This window comes from Sharpea porci (assembly GCF_009695655.1).
In the GTDB taxonomy this organism is placed as follows: Bacteria; Bacillota_I; Bacilli_A; order Erysipelotrichales; family Coprobacillaceae; genus Sharpea; species Sharpea porci.
Window position 1 is genome coordinate 30,321 of record NZ_VUNM01000004.1, and the last position, 20,660, is coordinate 50,980.

Sequence of the window (20,660 nt, forward strand, 5' to 3'; positions counted from 1 at the left end):
AAGCATCAGCCTTTAAGAGGCTGGTGCTTTTCTATACAAAAAAAGGGAAAAAGCTAAGCTTCTTCCCTATTTCACTTCATAGTCATAAGGCATTACAAGTGCAAGTACAATATAGAGGATAAGACCAGAGCCCCATCCAAGAATCAACAACACTGCAATGACTCTTACAAGCGTAGGATCAATATCGAAATATTCCGCAATCCCACCACATACACCACTGATTTTCTTATCAGTCGATGATTTATACATTTTTCTAGCCATGGCAATTCCTCCTCACGGCTATCTTACCATGTCATGTTTATTTTTCAAGAGCTTTCATGGCTAAGGCAATAGAGCCACATAATCCGGCATTATCACCTAAGGCAGGCCACTGAATATAATCAGGATCCTTTAATGCATTATGCTTAATATAGTCATTTAAGAACTGATTCATATACTTAGAAATCATTGGGAATAACTGACTCTGATGCATAACACCACCACCAAGAATAATCTTCTGAGGTGAAAGAATCAATACTACTGATGCAAGAGCCTGACCAATATAATAAGCTTCTAAGTCCCAAGCTGGATGATCAGCTGGTAATTCCTTGGCGGACTTGCCCCAACGGTCTTCAATAGCTGGACCTGCACACATACCTTCTAGGCAGTTACCATGATATGGGCATTTTCCTTTATATGGGTCATCATCTCTAATAATAAGTGGGACATGTCCTGCTTCAGGATGTACTAAGCCATGGACAAGATTTCCTTCTACATAGACACCTGCACCTACACCCGTACCAATTGTATAATAAACTACATTCTTTAAGCCTTTACCAGCACCAAATGTTACTTCACCAAGGCATGCACCATTGACGTCTGTATCGAATGCGATTGGTGTATGAGGGAAAGCTTTCTTCAAATCACCTAATGCATCATAGTTAGCCCAATATGGTTTTGGTGTTGTTGTAACATAGCCATATGTTGGACTTTCTGGATCTGGGTCGATAGGACCAAAACAGCTAAAGCCAATTGCATCAACATCTTTATCTTTGAAATATTCAACACATTTTGCCATTGTTTCCTCTGGTGTTGTTGTTGGGAAACTTGCACGATCAAATATTTCACCTTTTTCATTACCAATACCGACAACGAATTTTGTTCCGCCGCCTTCAATTGCACCTAATTTCATAAATCCATTTCCTCCAAAATTAACCTAAACACATTTTAGTGGAATGTGTAGTATTTGTAAATGCTTTCATAAAAGTCCCCAAATAAAGTCACCATGCACCATTTTGTCATATACGAAAAGCCATGATTTATCCAAGCACTTTTTGATAAACACGTAAAACGTTTTTATAGAATATTTTTTCTACTTCTTCTTCCGTTAAACCTGCTTTTCTTAGTGCCTTCTCTAATTTCTTCATTTCACCAGCATGATTAATTTCAAGCTTGCAGTCAATGCCATCAAAGTCTGTTCCTATCCCAATACAATCAATCCCTGCTAAATCCTTGATATAAAGGATATGTTTGACCATATCCTGGACTCTTGATGTAGAAGCACGGCTATTAAGGAAAGGGGCATAGAAATTAATACCCATGACACCACCACGCTTTGCCAGCTGGATAATCATATCATCACTCATATTACGGCTATTGTTGGTGATTGTTCTGGCATTGGAATGTGATGCCACAAATGGCTTTGTCGTCATGGACAACACATCATAGAAACATTCATCGGACATATGTGAAACATCTATAATCATGCCCATTCTTTCCATTTCTCTTACATAAGCACGACCGAATTCACTTAGTCCATTATGGGTTGTATGAGGACTTGTCAGATTGTTTTCAAGATTATGACTTAAGGCGATCATTCTTACGCCAAGACGGTAATAATTACGCAAGATTGCCAAGTCTTCATGAATGACATCCCCTTCTTCAAGTGTCAGCATCCCACTCATTTTCCCATTACGATTATTCTCTAGAATATCCGTTTTGTTTCTTGCTGGCACAATCAAGTCACTATTAGCTTCCATTTCATTATAAAAGAGATCAATACAATCCATCACATGATCTAAAGCATCATAGCGTGATTGTAAATTCGTATAGATACCAAAGTTCTGGCATAAATAATCAGACTTAGCCATCTTCTCTAAGTCAATCATCAGATCATTCTGTCTTAAACGCTTATCCCTATGTTTATTCAATTCATAAAGCGTATCACAATGCATATCTATAATCTTCATAACATTTACACCTCAAAATAAATATCAGTTTCCTGATACTGATCAGTTAAAGGCTGTACTTCCTTAAGCCATGCGATTGCCTTTCTTAATTCCTCTTCATCTTCTTCAACAATACCATATGTTGCAACCTGGACAAGATCATAAATAGACTGCCACAAATCATCAAGCGCACCCGTCTTTTCATCACTCATCTCACTATCAACATAAATATCTAATTCATGTCCCGTTCTCATAGCTTCTTCTTTACTCATCGAGATCACCCTCCTTGATCCAGCCATAATGCATACAAGCTTTAAGAATACCATCATCCTCTAAATCACTTGTCACATAATCAGCTATCTTTTTTGTTAGTATATCACCATTTCCCATACAAATAGAAACTTTTGCATTTTCAAACATTTTTAAATCATTCTGACTATCCCCAAAAGCAATATAGCCATCAGTATGAAACAACCTGCAAAAGACTTCATTCCCACTTGCTTTTGAGACAGCTCCAAGGGAAGCATCGGCATAAGTCGAAAGTCCTGGTGCTATCTCTAAGCCTTCAATCTTGCAATAGGGAGCATAATCCCAGCCCTTAGGTCCATAAAGACAAATGGCATAAACATCTTCCTTTTCATCATATGCTCTAACTTCTGGGATGATATTGCCAAAATAACGTTGTGTTTCATAAACATATTCATCAGCTTCTTTATTCATCAAACGATGATCCATCTTCAAAGCTACACATAGATTGAGCTTGTTGGCTACATCAAGAACTTCATGAACCATTTTAACAGGCATCACATGCTTCTCTATAATCCGTCTTTGTCCATCAAGAACAAGCTGGCCATTATTGACAACATAGCCATCAAAATCCGCAATATCAAAGATTTGTGTACGGCACAAAGAATCATAACCACGTCCTGTTGAAACAATAATTTTATGTCCTTTTTCCTTTAATAATCTAAGTGCTTGAATGGTACTTTCTGGGACAATATGTTCTCCACCAGTCTGTCTCAACGTACCATCAACATCAAAACAAAATAATTCCATATTTTTTCTTGTAAAAAAGAGAGAATGACCCATTCTCTACTTTCTCCGTTTCCTATTCTTCTTTTTAAGACCTTCTTCTGGTCCATGAAAATATTGTTGACTACCAAGATTATAGGCTGTAAAGCCTAAGCGCGCAAGACGACGACATGCCTCAAAGGCTGTCCCTTCTAAGATGGCATAAACATAGTAAATAGCCTCTTGATCAAGTAAATTCTTGGCATCACTATTAATAACGCGTAAAGGCAAATTCTGTGAATCAACAATATGTAATGTTTCAAAGTCACGATATTCATCCGCATTCAAAAGAATAATATCAGGATTATCAAGAAATTCCTGATAAGCTTCATTAATCTCTTTGCTTTCAACTTTCTTCGTTAACCCAAACATCAAATCACCTCAACGAACACATTCTAACATCAATCCTACATTTTGACTATTGCTTTTAAGAAAATATTGTGTTAATATAAACAAGCAACAAGCATAGGGGCTTGGTTCAATGGTAGAGCATCGGTCTCCAAAACCGTTGATGCGGGTTCGATTCCTGCAGCCCCTGCCAGTTGATTATGAGTCTTGGAAACAAGACTTTTTCTTTTTCTAAAAGAGGTGGAAATTCCACCTCTTTTCAATTTGTATTTCATTTTCTCACTTGACGAATTAATAAGATTATTCTTAATAATTCATAAAAGCAGGTGCTCTTTTCTTCTACTACGAAGTCATGAACACCCGCTTATTCATTTTAACAACTTTTCGTCTTTGCTTTAAATCAAATTAAGCTAACTTATTACATACACTTTTACTACTAGATAGCCATAAAGAGTGTGCCGGCCCCAATAAGAATACAGCCAATAAGAGATTTCATTGTAAAGTCTTCATGCAAGAAAACAAAGGCTAAGACTAGTGTTATAATGACACTTAACTTATCAATAGGAACAACTTTGCTAGCTTCGCCAATCTGTAAAGCCCTGTAATAGCAAAGCCATGATGCCCCTGTAGCTAAGCCTGATAGAATCAGGAAAATCCAGCTCTTTGTGCCAATATTGCTGATGCCTGACTGGGCGTGTGTTAAAAAGACCATGCCCCATGCCATGATGACAACAACAACAGTACGAATAGCTGTCGCAAGATTGGAATTGACGCCTTCAATACCAACCTTCGCTAAAATTGAAGTTAATGCTGCAAAGATTGCTGATAAAAATGCAAATAATACCCACATAAATATTTCCTCCTTAAATTTCATGTTATCATAGTAAATGAGGTGAGGATCATGTATATATTTCTTGATATAGACGGTGTTTTAAATACCTATAATAAACATCCTGCCAATAAACGCTCTATTCATTCTGCTCATCTCATCATGCTGAAAAAGCTTATTGATGAAACACAGGCAAAGATTATATTAATTTCTAACTGGAAATTTGTACCTGCTGCTCTTCAAGAATGTAAGCTTGCTTTAGAAAGCTGTCATCTTCATCTTGATGGAATAACTAAGGATGATATGGTTCATCGTGGTCAAGGTATTATTGATTATATTCATGACCATAAGATCCAGAATTATGTCATTCTCGATGATGATTGCTTTAGTGATTATAATGATGAGCTAAAAAGACATCTTGTTCTTATTGATGCAAGATATGGTCTTCGTCCATCAGATCTCCATAAAGCGTACAAGATTCTTATTGATGAAGTGCCTGCATAATACGTTTATAATGCAAGAAGCCATCACTTTTTTCAAGTTCACCAATTTCTTCTAAGCTTGCCATTTTCCATTCCAAGACTTCATCTTCCTGAATATGTACATCTTCGATATCAAAATCAGCATGAATGAGATACATATCAACAAAATAATTATCCCCACGCTTTAAATCAATATTCTTATAAGAATAAATCAATTCCTTGCGTGATAAACTGATATCAAGTCCTGTTTCTTCAAACACTTCTCTCTGTAATGCCTGCATGCTTGTTTCTCCAGCACTTACACCACCACCAGGAATTTCCCACTGTCCAGCAGCCCACTTCTTATCAAGCGTTCTTCTCGTAATTAAATACTTACCATCATTTTCAATGAGAGCTAACACATATAACATATATTGCCCTTCTTTTAATTTGGTTTTTCGTTCTAAGCGCTCTCCAGTTAATTCCTTTTGGTCATTATAGATATCAATATATTCAGCCATACATTCCTCTCCTTTTCCCATATTTTAGCACAATTTCCTACAACACGTGATGTATTTGCACATGTCTTTACAATTCCTTAACTTTTTTCTTTTTTCTTAACAAACTCTTTATCTCACTATGCATTATTCATAAAAATAATCAAGGTAGAATATGCGTAGAAAAGAGGTGGGATGTATGTTGACAAAAAGAACCCAGTTATTTATATATTTTCTTGTTCTTGTTGCTTTGTACTTCTTGATGCTCTATTGTGGCTTGAATGCTACTGTATCATCACTTGGATTTATGATTTCCTACATCTTCTTACTTTTCTACTTTCTACGGTATTAACAACGAACTGGTTCAACCAGTTCTTTTCTTTTGTGCTTATTCGTGTATAATGAGTCCATCAAGGGAGGACACATTATGTCAATGCATTTTCTGACCTATATTATTGTTGGTACAGCAGTCTTTCTAGCTGGTTTTGTCGATGCGATTGCAGGTGGAGGTGGGCTGATTTCCTTGCCTGTCTATATGATGGTAGGACTTCCCGCCCATAATGCCATTGCTACAAACAAGATGTCATCAACCTGTGGCACAGCACTATCAACCGTACGTTTTCTCAAGAATGGACTTATTCATATGAAACTAGCCTTGCCTTCCATCATACTTGCCATCATTGGTTCAACCATTGGTGCCCATCTTGCCCTCATCACAAACAACGATATCCTAGAGAAGATTATGATTCCCATCCTCCCCATCACAGCCTTCTTTGTCTTCAACAAAAATCTCTTTCATGATCACCATCATCCTTTTAAGATCACCAGACGAACAATGTTTGTTTCCCTCATTGCTGCATTGATTGTTGGTATATATGATGGATTTTACGGCCCTGGAACAGGTACCTTCCTGCTCATCATTCTGACTATCTTTGGCCATATGGCTATTAAACATGCCAACGGTCAAGTCAAAGCCATTAATCTTACAACTAATATTTCTGCTTTAACTGTCTATCTGTTAAATGGTCAGGTGATAATTGGTTTAGGTTTATTTGCGGCTATATGTAATATGGCTGGTAATTATTTAGGTTCTGGTATGATGATGACGAAAGGAAGTAAGATTGTAAAACCTGTTATTGGTATTGTTCTGGTGATGTTATTATTGAAGATGGTGCATGTATATTAAAAAGGGATTATACTGAGACAGTCCATGCCTATCATTCACGATGATGAAGTGATAAATACCTTTAATACAACAACATACTAATTCTAAACATAAAAAGCACGAAATAAAAACAATCTCTAAAAAAGGTGAAACATATCGATTATATCAATATATTTCACCCCTTTTTATTTTGTAACCGTAAAACATCAAAATGATAATTGAAGAAAAAGAGGTCTGCTAAGCAGACCTCAAGTATAAAGACAAATCTTTTTATTATCTTGTTAAATCGACATAGAGATCACGATACTGTCTTGCACTAGATTCCCAGCTTACATCCTTATCCATGTTACGCTGTACCATTTCATCCCAGCACCATCTATTTGTGAAATAAAGTGTCTTAGCTCTGTTAACAGCATCCAACAATAAGCCAGATTCATAACGATCAAATGTGAAGCCATTGCCCCAATTTGTATATTCATTGTATGGTTCAACAGTATCTTTTAAACCACCTGTTTCTCTGACAATAGGAATATCACCATAATGCATAGCGATTAACTGTGTGAGTCCACATGGTTCAAAGCGAGAAGGCACTAATAATGCATCTGCGCCTGCATAGATATGATGTGCTCTTGTTTCATCATACATGATATTTGAACATACCTGTCCCTTATAAGCATTTTCATAATATCTGAAGCTATCTTCATACTGCGCATCACCGGTTCCAAGAATGACAACCTGTGTGTTGCCATCAATAAGCTGAGGTAGGATTTCATTGACTAAGTCTAAGCCCTTCTGATTAGTAAGTCTAGAAACAAGACCAATCACAAACTTACCATCATCTACTTCCAAGCCTAATTCTTCCTGTAAAGCTTTCTTGTTTTTACGTTTTTCTGTTAAAACATTACCTAAATCATAGTTATTCGCAAGTCTAGGATCAGTTGCAGGATTCCAGATATCATAGTCAATACCATTGACAATACCTCTTAACTTACCAGAATGATATCTTAAGTGTGCATCAAGGTCTTCACCATATTCAGGTGTCTGAATTTCCCATGCATATGTACCAGATACTGTCGTAATCGCATCTGCATAAGTAAGACCACCCTTAAGCATATTGGCATCCAACCATTTTACAGTCAATGCATCCTTATTGAAGACATAGTCAGGAAGACCAGTCCAGTATGAAATCATCCTCTTATCATAAATACCCTGGAAACGTAAGTTATGAATAGTTAAAACTGTCTTAGCTCCACCAATAGGTGTATCTTTGAACATTGTATCAAGATATACAGGAACTAATGCAGCCTGCCAGTCATGGCAATGGATGACATCTGGTTCCCAATCCATATAATTCAATGCCGCCAAAGCAGCCTTTGAGAAATAACAGAACTTTGGAATATCATCAATTAAGTTCGTATATGGATTACCATTTGTAAAGAATTCCTGGTTATCAATAAAATCATAAACAACCCCATCCCATACATATTCCATAATACCTACATAGAATGAACGACCATCACTACATAAATTCATATCAAATGATCCACGATAGACCATCTTTTCCTGATATTTTTCAGGAATACAAGCATAACGAGGCAAGATAACCTTAACATCACAATTCTGCTTAGCTAATTCCTTAGGCAATGCATACATAACATCCCCTAATCCACCAGTCTTCACAAATGGATAACATTCAGAACCAATGAATGCCACACTTCTTCTTGGCTGTGGTAATTCTTTTACAGGTTCTTCTTTTTTCTCTTCAACAGGCTTAGCTTCTACCTTTGCTTCAGCTTTCTTTGCAGCTGGTTTAGCTTCCGCCTTAACATCAGCCTTCTTTTCAGCAGGCTTTGCTTCAGCCTTAGTTTCAACTTTCTTCGCAGCTGGCTTAGCTTCAGCCTTTGCTTCTACTTTCTTTTCAGCAGGTTTTGCTTCTACCTTAGTTTCAGCTTTCTTAGCTGCAGGTTTAGCTTCAGCCTTAGTTTCTACTTTCTTCGCAGCTGGCTTAGCTTCTACCTTAGTTTCAGATTTCTTTTCAGTAGGCTTTGCCTCTACCTTAGTTTCAGCTTTCTTAGCTGCAGGTTTAGCTTCTGCCTTAGCTTCAGCCTTCTTTTCAGCAGGCTTTGCTTCTACCTTAGTTTCAGCTTTCTTAGCTGCAGGTTTAGCTTCAGCCTTAGTTTCTACTTTCTTTTCAGCAGGTTTTGCTTCCACCTTAGTTTCAGCTTTCTTAGCTGCAGGTTTAGCTTCTACCTTAGTTTCTACTTTCTTCGCAGCTGGTTTAACCTCAGTCACAGGTTTTACTGCTTTTATATCTGTAGCTACTGGATCAGGACTTACAGCAGTAGCTTTTGTATTTCTTTTAACCGTTTTTACAGCCTTTTTTACTGTATGCGTTTTCTTTTTTCTCGTTGATTTTGCTGGCATAATGTTCTCCTCCATTTAATCATTGAAGACATTATATCACATTCTTAGATTTGAAAAAATGCTCGATGAAATTCTCTTAAGAAAAATCAAAGCTCTTTCACAATTTGAAAACAAAAGTTGTGAAAATGACACTTAGATCTATTTCTAGATAATAGCGGTTAATCATTTGTCTAAGAATTATAAATCATTAATCATGTAACACCATTACGTTAATCCTTTATGCTAATGAATTCTATTTATTCTTTTATCACAAAGCACAAATTTCTTGTTACTTTGTTTATCAAGATTATGCTGTATTTTCATCATACAAAAAAGAGCCACAGTACTCACCGTGACTCACCAATACTACCATGCAGTAGCTATATCTAATTGTGTTGGATTACGTGCCGCAAAGGAACCTGTGTCCACAACAATACCCATACCTAATGATGTCGGTAAGATTGTGCCCTTTGGACGAATGGATAAGTTAGCTGCCACCATGACATAGTCACCTAGCATCTTAACGCCATCTTCTCTTACCCAGTATCTCGCATTGTTGCCTCTTGCACGCATCGCATTCACAACATTACTCATATTCATATTATAAAAAGACTCTTTACCACTTGGGCCATTGAAAACACCAGCGCTCTTAGAAAGTCTTCCACCACGACTAACATAGCGTGTTGGTTGAACCTGTGTCTTTGCAGCCGCTTCAGCTTTTGCTTTAGCTTCTGCCTCAGCCTTTGCCTTAGCTTCTGCTTCAGCCTTAGCTTTAGCCTCTGCTTCTGCTCTTGCTTTTTCTTCAGCTGCTTTTCTTGCGGCTTCTTCAGCTGCCTTCTGGGCATCAATTTCAGCCTGGATCTTAGCTGCTGTTTCTTTGACAACATTAGCTGTTTCTTCATGGGCTGCCTGTAAGCTTTGTTTAGTAGAAGCTGCCTGTGTAGCCACATTGATGGTAATCAGTTCTTGTTTTGTATCTTTTGTACTTTCAGCGTTAACTTTTGATACCTGTACGCCAGAGATTAATGCAAAGCTTAATACTAACGCACTGAGTTTCTTTCAATTCATCATAAATTTACCTCGCTTTTTAAGTTCTCCTATACTATACAAAACTTAAGAATTTTTGTCAAATATTTTATTGAATTTATCAATATTTTTTGAGTTTCTTAAGCATTTCTTAAGCAATTTCTTAAGAAATTAAGAATCTTAAGAAATAGAAAAAGTGCCCTTTATATGAGCACTTTTTTAATTTATTGTAATTGTTCTAAAGAGACCATTTTGACAACTGTCGCAAAGACTTCAGCAGCTAATTTTATTTCATCAAGCGGTGGTAAAGTAGGGGCAATACGAATATTCGCATCATCAGGATCCTTGCCATATGGATAGGTAGCACCAGCTCCTGTCATCACAACACCTGCTTCTTTCATCTTGCTGACGATGGCTTTAGCTGTATTCTTGTTGCCAGTAAAGGAAATGAAATAACCCCCTCTAGGCTTTGTCCAACTGCCAACACCCAAACCTGTTAATTCACGATCAAGCACTTCTTCAACGGCTTCAAATTTAGGTCTAATGATATCCGCATGTTTCTTCATATGTTCCTTTAAGCCATTGATATCCTTAAAGTAACGAACATGTCTTAACTGATTAAGCTTATCATGACCAATAGTCTGATGCTTCATCTGATTAAGAATATCTTTCTTGTTGTTAGGTGATGTAGCTAAAGCAGCAATACCTGCACCTGGGAAGGTAATCTTGCTTGTTGACCCAAATTTATAGACAAGATCAGGATGACCTGCTTTCTTACATTCTTCTAAGATATCAGGAATATTGATTTCTTCATAAAGATGATGAACACAATAAGCATTGTCCCAATAAATTCTAAAGTCTTTAGCAGCTGGCTCTAATGCAGCAAGACGGTGAATCACTTCATCACTATAAACCACTCCACCTGGATTAGAATATTTTGGTACACACCAAATACCTTTCACTGAAGGATCTTTGACATATTCTTCTACCATGTCCATATCAGGACCATGCTCATCCATTGGGATATTGATCATTTCAAAGCCAAAAAATTCTGTAATTCCAAAATGGCGATCATAGCCAGGAACTGGGCATAACCACTTAATCTTGTCCTGCTGACAGAATGGTGTTTCACCCATTACGCCAAAGCTATAGCTACGAGATATTTGATCATACATGATATTTAATGAGGAATTGCCATAAATAATCATATCTTCAGGTTGACTATCCATCATATCAGCCATCAGTTTCTTAGCTTCAGGCAAACCATCTAGACAGCCATAGTTTCTCGCATCTGTGCCATCTGATGCCGTTAAATCAGAATTGGCATTAATAACATCCAACATTCCTCTTGATAAATCAAGCTGGTCACTGCCTGGCTTACCCCTCGCCATATTCAGTGAGAGATGCATATCAAGATAATTCTGATATTGAGCCTTTAAACGTGATAATTCTTCTTCTCTTTCTTCTTTTGATAAATCTTTATAAGCTTTCATCTTCTCTCTCCTTTTTGTGTTTATTATACACATGAAATAATTTTCTCACAAGATTATAAGAGCACTTCAAAAGTAATCACGTTATCTTTCCAGCTCACACTGATCTTGCCCTTACATGCCGCAACAATAGATTCAGCCATCGACAAGCCAATACCATAACCGCCTTTACTAATTCGCGTATGAGAACTATCGGCACGATAGAAGCGTTCAAAGAAACGAGAATAATCCACATTAGCACCATTACGATAATCATTTGAGACAGTTAAACGCACACGTCTACCCTTGCTTAAAGTGATATACACTGTTCCCTTTTCATCACAATATTTAATAGCATTATCAACAAGAATATTGGCTAGTTCATGCAATCGTTTTTTATCTGCCTTGACAAAGACAAGATCTTCAATATCTGTTTTCAGTGTTAAATTCTCACCTGCTGCAACAGGCTGGAAATCCTTCGCGACACTCTTAAGTGTCTCTGAATAATCAAACTGTTCGAGCACAATATCTTCACGTTCATCAAGACGGGCGATAGTCACCAATTCTGCAACCAGACCTGATAAGCGTTTGACTTGTTTCATTGTACTCTGAGTCCATTCATTCTTGCCATTCATCATTTCCATGACTTCTGTGTTCGCACTAATGACCGCTAAAGGGGTCTTTAGTTCATGGCCAGCATTGGTAATAAATTGTTTTTGTTGCTGCTGAGAGCGGATAATGGGCTTAATAGCCTTACCTGAAAGCAAGCATACCAAGGTAAAGAACCCCGCAAAAGAAAGAAAGCCGAGCCATAAGCTCATTGAAAACATTGAAGAAGCGAAAGAAGCTTGATTAGTGCCATCAATAAAGACAATCATCCTACTGCCATCCTTCTTCGTTACAACCCTATAAAAATAGATGAGATCCGCATATTTTATTTTACCTCGATCATCATCCACCTTCTTTGTTAAAGCAATGGCATCTTCCTTTGTAATTGCCGCTACTTTATCCATTGAAGCTTTCGCAAGCGAACCATCTTTATTGAAGACCATCGTAAAATAACGTGTTTCATAGGATGTTTCAGGTGTGAAATAGGCATTGTCTTCATCCTGTTCTTTAACTTTAGGTAAATAGCCATCATGTTCAACAATATAATCCAATGTTGTATAGATACGGTTATAGGCACGTTCATGAATGGCTGAATTAATAATCCCAATGATAGTAACAAGCACCACCAGCAAGGCAATCGAAGCCGAGCCAATAAACTGCCACCTTAATCTTCTAATCATCTTCCCACCACCTATCTCTTAACTAAATGATATTGTGCACCTTCTTCACCTTCAATCATCACACTAGAGCCAATCGCATTGAGCTTACTATTCAAATAAGAGACATAGACATAGACAAGATCAATCGATGCATCATCATCGTCTTTCCAGACATGATTGAATATCATATCTGTTGAAAGCATCTTGCCCTTATTCAACATAAAATACTCCATTAGCTTTGCTTCCTTCACGCCCAGTCTTACAGCATTCTCACACTTGATTTCTTGTTCATTAATATCCAAAGTCACATTACCTGCTTCAAGCACTTTAGGCGTATATGTCTCCTGTCGTCTTGTCAGACTCTTTATTCGGGCAATCAGTTCACCAATCGCAAAAGGCTTGGTCAAATAGTCATCAGCACCAGCATCCAGCCCATTAATACGATCTTCTACTTCAGCCTTGGCCGTAAGGAAAATCACCGGTGTGCGATCTCCTGCTTCACGTATCTTGCTTAAAGCTTCCATTCCATTCATCACTGGCATCATGATATCAAGCACCATGCAATCATAGGCATACTTTGAGGCAAACTTCACAGCCTCAGCCCCATTTTCTACCGCATCAACATCATAGCCCGTATGGGTTAAAACAGCGACCAAAGCCCTTTTTAAATCATGTTCATCTTCAGCTAACAATATCTTCATATCACTCAACTCCTATTAATAAGATCCCTGATTGTCTGCATGGAAAGATCACAGCTTGCTAATTCATCCGCCACTCTTTTTAATTCCGAAGAAATCAGTTCACGATTCTTAATATCTTTTTTATAGCTCATTTGATGTTCCAAGGCTGCCCAGGAATCCATCGCAATTGTTCTGATCTGTATTTCGACATAGAATGATCCTGGCTGATGTCCAAGAATATCTTTTTGTGGGCTTGTGACTTGAATAATCATGTGGTAGGAACGATAACCATTCTCTTTAGCGTGCGAGATATAGTCCTTCTCTTCAACAACATGCACAAATTCTAAATCTTTAATCAAACGCACAACTTCAAAGACATCATCCACAAATGTCGTGACAATACGTAAGCCAATCGCATCCTTTAATGTCACTAGGGCATTATATGTTGTTGGTTCAAGCTTTTTTCTTTGTAGTTTTTCCAACATTGAATCTTCACTCTTAATACGATAATTTAAATGTTCATAGAGTGGTTCACCATATTCCTTTTGATAATATGCATTAAAACTTTCTATTTTCTCTACAATCCTGCCCATTACATCTTTAAGAGCAGGTAAGTATTCACCATATATAGACATTTCCAACACCTCGCATTTATTCTAACACATAAGTATGAAGGAAATGTTTCCTTTGATAATTTCACACAAAAAAGAGCTTGCTTACACAAACTCTTTATCAACATATTTCTCCATCATTTCGATAAGTTTTTCTAATGTTACTGGTTTTTCTAAGAAATCATTCATACCTGCTTTTTGACAGTTTTCCAGATCTTCTTGAAATGTATTTGCGCTTAAGGCAATGATTGGCTTACGATAACCCATTCTCCTTAATTCCTGGGTTGTCCTAAGTCCGTCAAGACGCGGCATCTTCATATCCATAAGAATCATATCATAGTTGTTTTGATGTGCTTTCTGCAAACCCGCCAAGCCATCTTCCGCAATATCCGCATCAATCTTCACACTTTCAAGCATTGCTTTCACAATCATCGCATTAATAGCCACATCTTCACAAATCAAGACACGTCGTCCTTCTAAATTCACACGATGTTTCTCTTCCTCTACATGACTTTCACCATATGTAAAAGGAATACGTAAAACAAATGTTGTACCTTCATGCAGCTTAGAATGACAAACAATACTGCCTCCAAACATATCCACAGCCTTCTTGACTATCGAAAGGCCTAAACCATTGGAGGTCCGTGATTTGGTGAGAGGATTACGTTCTTGGCTGAAAGGCTCATAGAGTTTGTTCTTCACAAATTCTTCTGAAATACCAACCCCATTATCAGTGATTTGATGTTCCATAATCATCTTGCCATCTTCTTCATAAATACGTTCATGCCATTCTATGCGTCCACCATCCGGTGTATATTTAATCGCATTATTTAAGATATTAATCAAGATCTGCATCAACCACTTACGATCAATAACAATATCACCCACATCCTTCTCAAGATCCAAGATAAACGTATGCTTATTACGATCAGCTGATGGCTTAACGATATTATAAATAGAATTCATAATCGCATCATGTTTCCATGTTCCCTCATAGAGTTCCATTTTCCCGCTATCAAACTTCTCACTCGCTAATACATCATTGATCAGTTCTAATAAATAATGTGAAGCATCCATAATCTTGGACATCGTTTCCTTATCCTGGCAACTTTCAGATTTTAAAGCCAGTTCACTTAATCCAATGATGGTTGTCAGGGGAGTACGCATATCATGACTCATTCTCGCCATGAATTCACTCTTTGCCTTATTCGCTTTTTCTTCATTTTTTAAGGCTGTTTCAAGAGCACTATTCAGCTTCTGGATTTGGGCTTGTTGGCGATATTCAGCACTGACATCCTCAAAGCTTCCCACCAATCCCGCAATCTCACCATCAATATAGAGTGGTGATTTTGAAGCCACAATATCACATTCCTGACCACGAATCACACAACGACCATGAACACGGTGCGTACTTTCACCATATTCTATCACTCGCTTTTCATCATTCTTGAAAGGACCAGGATCATTATGCCAGCCCATATCTTCATCCGTCTTGCCAAGAATATCGTCCAGGGAATTAAAGCCATAATACTGCAAGAAGGCTTTATTGGCCCCCAGGAAGCGTCGCTGATTGTCCTTCCAGAAGATATTCGTCTGGGTTGTATCAAGGATCTTTTCAAGTAAAGCATGGGATTGTACCGAGCTCTTAAGAGCACTACGTAATTCTCTTTGTTCATTCTCAATATTGTGGAGTTCAAGCATCAAGTAGCTATCCTCCTGGTCATTGAAATACTGCCCATAGCTCATAAACCAAATATAAGGATCTTCCTGGCGCAAGTGAAAGCGAAAACGCACACGCATTTCCTCATCACGATGATCATAGACATAACGCAAACCTGTTCTTAAGGCATAAAGATCTTCATTATAAATAAAATATTCAGGATAGAGCTTAAATCGTTCAATGACATTCTTTAATTCATCATCATTCAAGCCCATATATTCTTTCAACCCTTTTGACAGAAGAACAACATTCATCTTTCGATCTGTTGTATCAAGTATCACAAAAGGACATCTTGAGCTTTCTATAAATGATTGATTTTCTTTAAAATTACGCATTTCACTCACCACCTTTATGACAATAGTATAGCTCAAACATGAAGTCTGTGAAAAGAAAAGAAAAAGTTAGAGAATAATCCCTAACTTCTAATCGCATTACTTAATGTAATATATAATTCCTCAGGATCAAGAGGCTTTGTGATATAGCCATCCATACCTGCATCCGTACTACTTTGATAATCTGCTTCAAAGACATCCGCTGTCATCGCAATAATAGGAATAATACTTGATTCAGGATGTGTAGAATAACGAATCTTCTTACAAGCCTCAATGCCATCCATAACCGGCATACGAATATCCATCAAAATGGCATCATATGTATGCGGCATAGCATGGGTGAACATGGCAACACCTTCAGCACCATCTTTCGCATAATCCATCATCATGCCTTTCTTCTCAAGAATAGCTTTAGTGATTTCAGCATTCATTTCATTATCTTCAACAACAAGAATATTCTTTCCTCTTAAAACAGAGAAATCTCGTATTGTCGAAGCAAAACTATTCTTATGACAATAAGTCCACTGGAATTTTACTACAAATTCACTACCCTGATTCTCTTGTGAATGACATGAAATGGTGCCATTCATCTGTTTAACTAGCGATGCAACAATCGCTAAACCAAGTTCATAATGTCCTTTATCGAATGTTTGTTTAGGATCAGCCTTAAATAAGTTATTCAGCTTACGCTTACTCATGCCCTTTCCATTATCCTTTACTGTGATTGTAATATCAAGACTTTCGCCTTCACCACTAACGCCTTCAACCCTGAAAAGAATATGCCCACCTTCAGGTGTATATTTATTCGCATTGGTTAATAGATTCATAACAATCTGCTGAACTCTTGGGGCATCGACAAGCACATAACGGAATTTATCAATATTGATATATTCCACATCAAAGACCTGATTCTTACTTGTAAAGCGTTCTGTTACTAATTCTACAATAGGATTAAAGACATTCTCAATCGTAGTTGGATTTTCCTTAAGGACAATCTGTTGGTCAGAAACATGATATGTGGCCATTAAATCATCCACAACAGTCATTAAATAAAGACCAGCATTATTAATCTTTGTAAGACTATTCAACATTTCCTGAGGATTGTAATTCTCAATAAGTTCAGGAGATGAAAAGTTAAGAATGGAATTCATCAATGTTCGAATATCCCTGCTTGCTCTTGAAAAAGCAACATTCTGCATATTCGTCACATTGGCATTGAAGTCTTCATGCTTTCTATAGTAACAAGTGACGCAAAGAATAAGTATTTCTTCAACAACACCCATTCCCATGACAAGATAAACTGCTGACATTGGCAATTGTGGCAAGTTGAACATAATAAGTGCCGCAACACCCATTACAGCTAAAGTTCCAACTGCTAGAATGACCAGCAAAGACTTCATTTTCCCCTTTACCATAACATCATCTCCTCAACATTAGTTCATATTATGCTTTCTTAAGCCATCCATAAACCATGAAGATTGCAATATTCATAAACATGAACAACTTCTTCACCTTCAGCTAATACAAACTGAGCAGCTGGTTTTTCACCAGGTTTTAAATATTTAATCTGAGCTCCTTTATTTGTCTCAACAGCAATCCACTGAATAGAATGTTCTTCAAGCATTGGATGTTCAACACTACCAACAACAACATTCACTTTCTGACCTTCAACAGTATATACAGGAACATGCTTTTCATTCGCTGCATCTGTTGTATTAGGCACTAAGACCTCCATCTGTTCACCACAACATGATGGAATACATGTTTTTTCATCAACATAAGTAACAATATTACCGCAATGGTTACATCTTAAAAATTTCATTTTCATTTCCTCCTTGTCTTATTTATATATTCAAATTGTATCACATTTTCATAGATACTTATATGAAATTGCTTAAAAAAATAAAACTCCTGTTTTTAGGCAAATAAAAAAAGTCTCCTACCCAATTTCAACGCTCAGAGACCCTTTTTATTCATCAGTATCATCTTGTATCAATTGTTCAAATAAGGGGCTTGTAAAGAATTCTTCAAGTGAAATGCTTAAGCCATGACATACCTTAGAAACTGAAACAATACTCATATTTCTAGTACCAGCTTCTAGTGTCGTGATATATGTACGATCAACACCACTCTTTAACGCAAGAGCTTCCTGGGACATCCCCTGCTTCTTACGTAATTCACGAATTCTCATACCAACTAATACTTGTTGATACTCTACAGTGAATTCCTTCTTCATTTTTCAATCACCTAGAAATAGTTTAGTTTTTTAATTGTTTCTTAACAACTGATTATAAGTCACATTTATCAGTAGATTAATATTATTTATAGCTTTCAACAATCTCAAAAACATAACGATGATGTGCTGTTGTGAGATAGACATAGCCATTTTGTCCCTGAGTAAGATTACCTGGTGTTGTTTTAATATAATGATAGGGTTTTGTTGCACCTTTAAAAACCGCAAAGACCAAAGTATAGTTGGAAGTACGACTATAGAGAATTTCAACAAGTCCATAGAGTCCAATATATTCAAATTGACGATTGAAGGTAGAATTGGATTTTGATGTAATATCTTTGATAATACCAGAAAACTTCATAAATGATCTTTCCATACCTTCTCGTCCTTCTCAGCTCTCATTCTTCTCCAATTATAATACAAATGGATATCTTTGTACACGCTCTAGAATATGCTATAATGTGGGGCAAACAGGAGTGATTTTATGTTAGCAGCAATTAATGATTTATCTTATTCTATTGGAGAAAGAACACTCTTCTCACATCTCCAATTTATTATCGAAGAAACCGACCATCTTGCCTTAATTGGGGTCAATGGCACCGGTAAGAGCACCCTTCTTAAAATGATTGCCAATCGCCAAGGTGATATCAGTTTTAAGAAAGATACACGTATTTCCTACCTTCCTCAAACACCCGATCTCAATGACAGCTTAACAATTCTCCAACAAGCTCAAAAGCTTTCCCCAGGCGCTAAAGAGTTCGAACTCAAAGCTTCCCTTAATCGCTTTGGCTTAGAGGATTATGACAGTCTTGTTGGACCATTATCAGGAGGGCAGAAGAAACGTTTAGCACTGGCCTGTGTGATGTTGAATGATTGTGATTTATTAATTCTTGATGAACCGACCAACCACCTTGATACAACAATGATTGAATATCTAGAAAAAACTCTCAAGAAATTCAACAAAGCTATTCTCATGGTTACCCATGACCGTTACTTCTTAGAGCGTATTACCAATCGTATGTTGGAGCTTGATCGTGGTCAGCTTTATAGCTATGAAGGCAATTATGAATCCTTCTTAAAACAAAAAGCAGAGCGTGAAGCAACTGATCTTGCTGCCCAGCATAAACGTGAACAGTTCTTGAAAAAGGAACTTGAATGGGTTCGAGCTGGCGCCCAGGCAAGAAGCACAAAACAAAAAGGCCGTTTACAACGCTTTGAGAAGCTTTCTCAAATTGCATCCATCAAAGATGTTAATAATGTCGAAATGATTAATACAGCCAGTCGTCTTGGCACAAAGACTATCGAACTTAAGAATGTTTCTAAGTCTTTTGGCAACCATTTGTTGTTTAAGCCTTTCAGTTATTTATTCAAGCGTTATGACCGAATTGGTATTCTTGGTGTTAATGGTTGTGGTAAGAGTACATTGATGAATATGATTGCCGGGGAAATAAATGATTATGATGGTGAGATTGAAAGAGGGAGCACTATCAAGATTGGCTACTTCAAGCAAGGTGTTGGTGAGATGGATGAAAACATGCGTGTCATTGATTACGTTCGTGAAACAAGCGATGCCCTAGAGACAGCTGATGGTATTCTTACGGCGAGAAATATGTGTGAGCGTTTTCTCTTTGATGACCATGCCCAATATACTCTTATTGGTCGCTTATCCGGTGGTGAAAGAAGACGTTTGTATCTATTGAAAGTATTGATGGAAGGTCCTAATGTACTGCTTCTTGATGAACCTACAAATGACTTAGACATTGAAACCATTAGTATACTTGAAGATTATCTTGATAACTTTAAAGGGATTGTCATTACTGTCAGTCATGACCGTTATTTCCTTGATCGTATTGCTGATGGATTATTTGTCTTTAAGAATCAGACCATCACTTATCATAATGGAGGCTACAGCGATACTATTTCTATCGAAGAAGACAAAGAAACCAAAGTCTCCAACAAAGAAGCTTACAAAGAAGCTAATAAAGCAACCCGTAAAAAGAAGCTCAGCTTTAGTGAACAGAAAGAACTTCAAGAACTCTCTCAATCCATTCCTGAAGATGAGCAGAGAATCAAGGATATTGATGAAAAAATGAATGACCTGACAGACTTTAATGAAATGGATCAACTGACAAAAGAACGTGATGCACTTGAGGAAGGCTTGGAAGAAAAGAATTTACGCTATTTAGAATTACTGGAAATAGAGGAAGGCTAATGTCTTCCTCTTTTCTTGTATCATTTTCGTTAGTAAAAGGACATAGCACCTACGACTTATGCTGACAAACATTATTCGATTAGCCCTTTAAGAAAAGATTCCTCAAGTATCAGACGAAATAAGTGTAA

The 20,660-nt window shown here is 37.2% G+C and carries 23 protein-coding genes and 1 tRNA gene; 5 read left to right on the forward strand and 19 right to left on the reverse strand.

From position 1 onward, the window contains the following. Positions 1-66 precede the first annotated feature (66 nt). The 6 genes from FYJ79_RS03225 to FYJ79_RS03250 all read right to left on the reverse strand — a co-directional run bounded on the left by FYJ79_RS03225 (position 67) and on the right by FYJ79_RS03250 (position 3,650). Complete coding sequence (locus FYJ79_RS03225; protein ID WP_154514530.1) at positions 67-261, reverse strand: PspC domain-containing protein; 195 nt, start codon at positions 259-261, stop codon at positions 67-69. A 37-nt stretch (positions 262-298) separates the two neighbouring features. Continuing rightward, positions 299-1,171 (reverse strand): ROK family protein, encoded by an 873-nt coding sequence (locus tag FYJ79_RS03230; protein WP_154514531.1) that lies wholly within the window; start codon positions 1,169-1,171, stop codon positions 299-301. 127 nt (positions 1,172-1,298) lie between these two features. Next, positions 1,299-2,228 carry a dipeptidase gene (locus tag FYJ79_RS03235; RefSeq protein WP_154514532.1) on the reverse strand — a complete coding sequence of 310 codons (930 nt, stop codon included), beginning with the start codon at positions 2,226-2,228 and terminating at the stop codon, positions 1,299-1,301. 5 nt (positions 2,229-2,233) lie between these two features. After that, positions 2,234-2,479 carry a hypothetical protein gene (locus FYJ79_RS03240; protein WP_154514533.1) on the reverse strand — a complete coding sequence of 82 codons (246 nt, stop codon included), beginning with the start codon at positions 2,477-2,479 and terminating at the stop codon, positions 2,234-2,236. Further along, positions 2,472-3,263, reverse strand: a complete 792-nt coding sequence (locus FYJ79_RS03245) for an HAD hydrolase family protein (protein ID WP_154514534.1) — start codon at positions 3,261-3,263, stop codon at positions 2,472-2,474. The genes FYJ79_RS03240 and FYJ79_RS03245 overlap by 8 nt, the downstream gene beginning before the upstream one ends. 36 nt (positions 3,264-3,299) lie before the next feature. After that, complete coding sequence (locus FYJ79_RS03250; protein ID WP_154514535.1) at positions 3,300-3,650, reverse strand: rhodanese-like domain-containing protein; 351 nt, start codon at positions 3,648-3,650, stop codon at positions 3,300-3,302. A 95-nt stretch (positions 3,651-3,745) separates the two neighbouring features. On the opposite strand from FYJ79_RS03250, the gene FYJ79_RS03255 reads away from it, so the two are divergent. Further along, a tRNA-Trp gene (locus FYJ79_RS03255) sits at positions 3,746-3,819 on the forward strand. Positions 3,820-4,062: 243 nt separating this feature from the next. On the opposite strand, the gene FYJ79_RS03260 is transcribed toward FYJ79_RS03255, so the two are convergent. Then, a complete protein-coding gene (locus FYJ79_RS03260; protein ID WP_154514536.1) occupies positions 4,063-4,476 on the reverse strand; it encodes an EamA family transporter in 414 nt (137 codons plus the stop codon). A 51-nt stretch (positions 4,477-4,527) separates the two neighbouring features. On the opposite strand from FYJ79_RS03260, the gene FYJ79_RS03265 reads away from it, so the two are divergent. Next, positions 4,528-4,959, forward strand: a complete 432-nt coding sequence (locus FYJ79_RS03265) for an HAD domain-containing protein (RefSeq protein WP_154514537.1) — start codon at positions 4,528-4,530, stop codon at positions 4,957-4,959. Here FYJ79_RS03265 and FYJ79_RS03270 read toward each other — a convergent pair. After that, positions 4,937-5,437: an NUDIX hydrolase gene (locus FYJ79_RS03270; RefSeq protein WP_154514538.1), complete on the reverse strand. Its 501-nt coding sequence runs from the start codon at positions 5,435-5,437 to the stop codon at positions 4,937-4,939. The two genes, FYJ79_RS03265 and FYJ79_RS03270, sit on opposite strands and share 23 nt — an antisense overlap. A 175-nt stretch (positions 5,438-5,612) precedes the next feature. Here FYJ79_RS03270 and FYJ79_RS03275 point away from each other — a divergent pair, with 175 nt between their 5' ends. After that, positions 5,613-5,765: a hypothetical protein gene (locus FYJ79_RS03275; RefSeq protein WP_154514539.1), complete on the forward strand. Its 153-nt coding sequence runs from the start codon at positions 5,613-5,615 to the stop codon at positions 5,763-5,765. 75 nt (positions 5,766-5,840) lie between these two features. Then, positions 5,841-6,599, forward strand: a complete 759-nt coding sequence (locus FYJ79_RS03280) for a sulfite exporter TauE/SafE family protein (RefSeq protein WP_154514540.1) — start codon at positions 5,841-5,843, stop codon at positions 6,597-6,599. A gap of 252 nt (positions 6,600-6,851) precedes the next feature. On the opposite strand, the gene FYJ79_RS03285 is transcribed toward FYJ79_RS03280, so the two are convergent. The 11 genes from FYJ79_RS03285 to FYJ79_RS03335 all read right to left on the reverse strand — a co-directional run bounded on the left by FYJ79_RS03285 (position 6,852) and on the right by FYJ79_RS03335 (position 18,696). Next, the gene (locus tag FYJ79_RS03285; RefSeq protein ID WP_154514541.1) at positions 6,852-9,002 is read right to left on the reverse strand and encodes a glycogen/starch synthase; all 2,151 of its coding nucleotides are present in this window, start codon (positions 9,000-9,002) and stop codon (positions 6,852-6,854) included. Positions 9,003-9,347: 345 nt separating this feature from the next. Then, positions 9,348-9,929, reverse strand: coding sequence for a hypothetical protein (locus tag FYJ79_RS12410; protein ID WP_195837003.1), 582 nt, complete (start codon positions 9,927-9,929; stop codon positions 9,348-9,350). A gap of 302 nt (positions 9,930-10,231) precedes the next feature. Next, a complete protein-coding gene (locus FYJ79_RS03295) occupies positions 10,232-11,500 on the reverse strand; it encodes an aminotransferase class I/II-fold pyridoxal phosphate-dependent enzyme (protein WP_154514542.1) in 1,269 nt (422 codons plus the stop codon). Between the two features lie 53 nt (positions 11,501-11,553). After that, on the reverse strand, positions 11,554-12,765 hold the full coding sequence (locus tag FYJ79_RS03300) for a sensor histidine kinase (protein ID WP_154514543.1): 1,212 nt from the start codon (positions 12,763-12,765) through the stop codon (positions 11,554-11,556). Positions 12,766-12,776: 11 nt separating this feature from the next. Next, positions 12,777-13,445, reverse strand: a complete 669-nt coding sequence (locus FYJ79_RS03305) for a response regulator transcription factor (RefSeq protein WP_154514544.1) — start codon at positions 13,443-13,445, stop codon at positions 12,777-12,779. A 5-nt stretch (positions 13,446-13,450) separates the two neighbouring features. Beyond that, a complete protein-coding gene (locus tag FYJ79_RS03310) occupies positions 13,451-14,059 on the reverse strand; it encodes a GTP pyrophosphokinase (protein WP_154514545.1) in 609 nt (202 codons plus the stop codon). A gap of 81 nt (positions 14,060-14,140) precedes the next feature. Beyond that, positions 14,141-16,090, reverse strand: a complete 1,950-nt coding sequence (locus tag FYJ79_RS03315) for a PAS domain-containing hybrid sensor histidine kinase/response regulator (protein WP_154514546.1) — start codon at positions 16,088-16,090, stop codon at positions 14,141-14,143. 80 nt (positions 16,091-16,170) lie between these two features. Continuing rightward, positions 16,171-17,502 carry a hybrid sensor histidine kinase/response regulator gene (locus FYJ79_RS03320; RefSeq protein WP_154514547.1) on the reverse strand — a complete coding sequence of 444 codons (1,332 nt, stop codon included), beginning with the start codon at positions 17,500-17,502 and terminating at the stop codon, positions 16,171-16,173. 38 nt (positions 17,503-17,540) lie between these two features. Then, positions 17,541-17,909 (reverse strand): desulfoferrodoxin family protein, encoded by a 369-nt coding sequence (locus tag FYJ79_RS03325; protein WP_154514548.1) that lies wholly within the window; start codon positions 17,907-17,909, stop codon positions 17,541-17,543. Positions 17,910-18,056: 147 nt separating this feature from the next. Next, complete coding sequence (locus FYJ79_RS03330) at positions 18,057-18,323, reverse strand: helix-turn-helix domain-containing protein (protein WP_154514549.1); 267 nt, start codon at positions 18,321-18,323, stop codon at positions 18,057-18,059. Between the two features lie 82 nt (positions 18,324-18,405). Beyond that, positions 18,406-18,696, reverse strand: a complete 291-nt coding sequence (locus tag FYJ79_RS03335) for a hypothetical protein (protein WP_154514550.1) — start codon at positions 18,694-18,696, stop codon at positions 18,406-18,408. 108 nt (positions 18,697-18,804) lie between these two features. Here FYJ79_RS03335 and FYJ79_RS03340 point away from each other — a divergent pair, with 108 nt between their 5' ends. Continuing rightward, positions 18,805-20,532: an ABC-F family ATP-binding cassette domain-containing protein gene (locus FYJ79_RS03340; protein ID WP_154514551.1), complete on the forward strand. Its 1,728-nt coding sequence runs from the start codon at positions 18,805-18,807 to the stop codon at positions 20,530-20,532. Positions 20,533-20,660 lie beyond the last annotated feature (128 nt).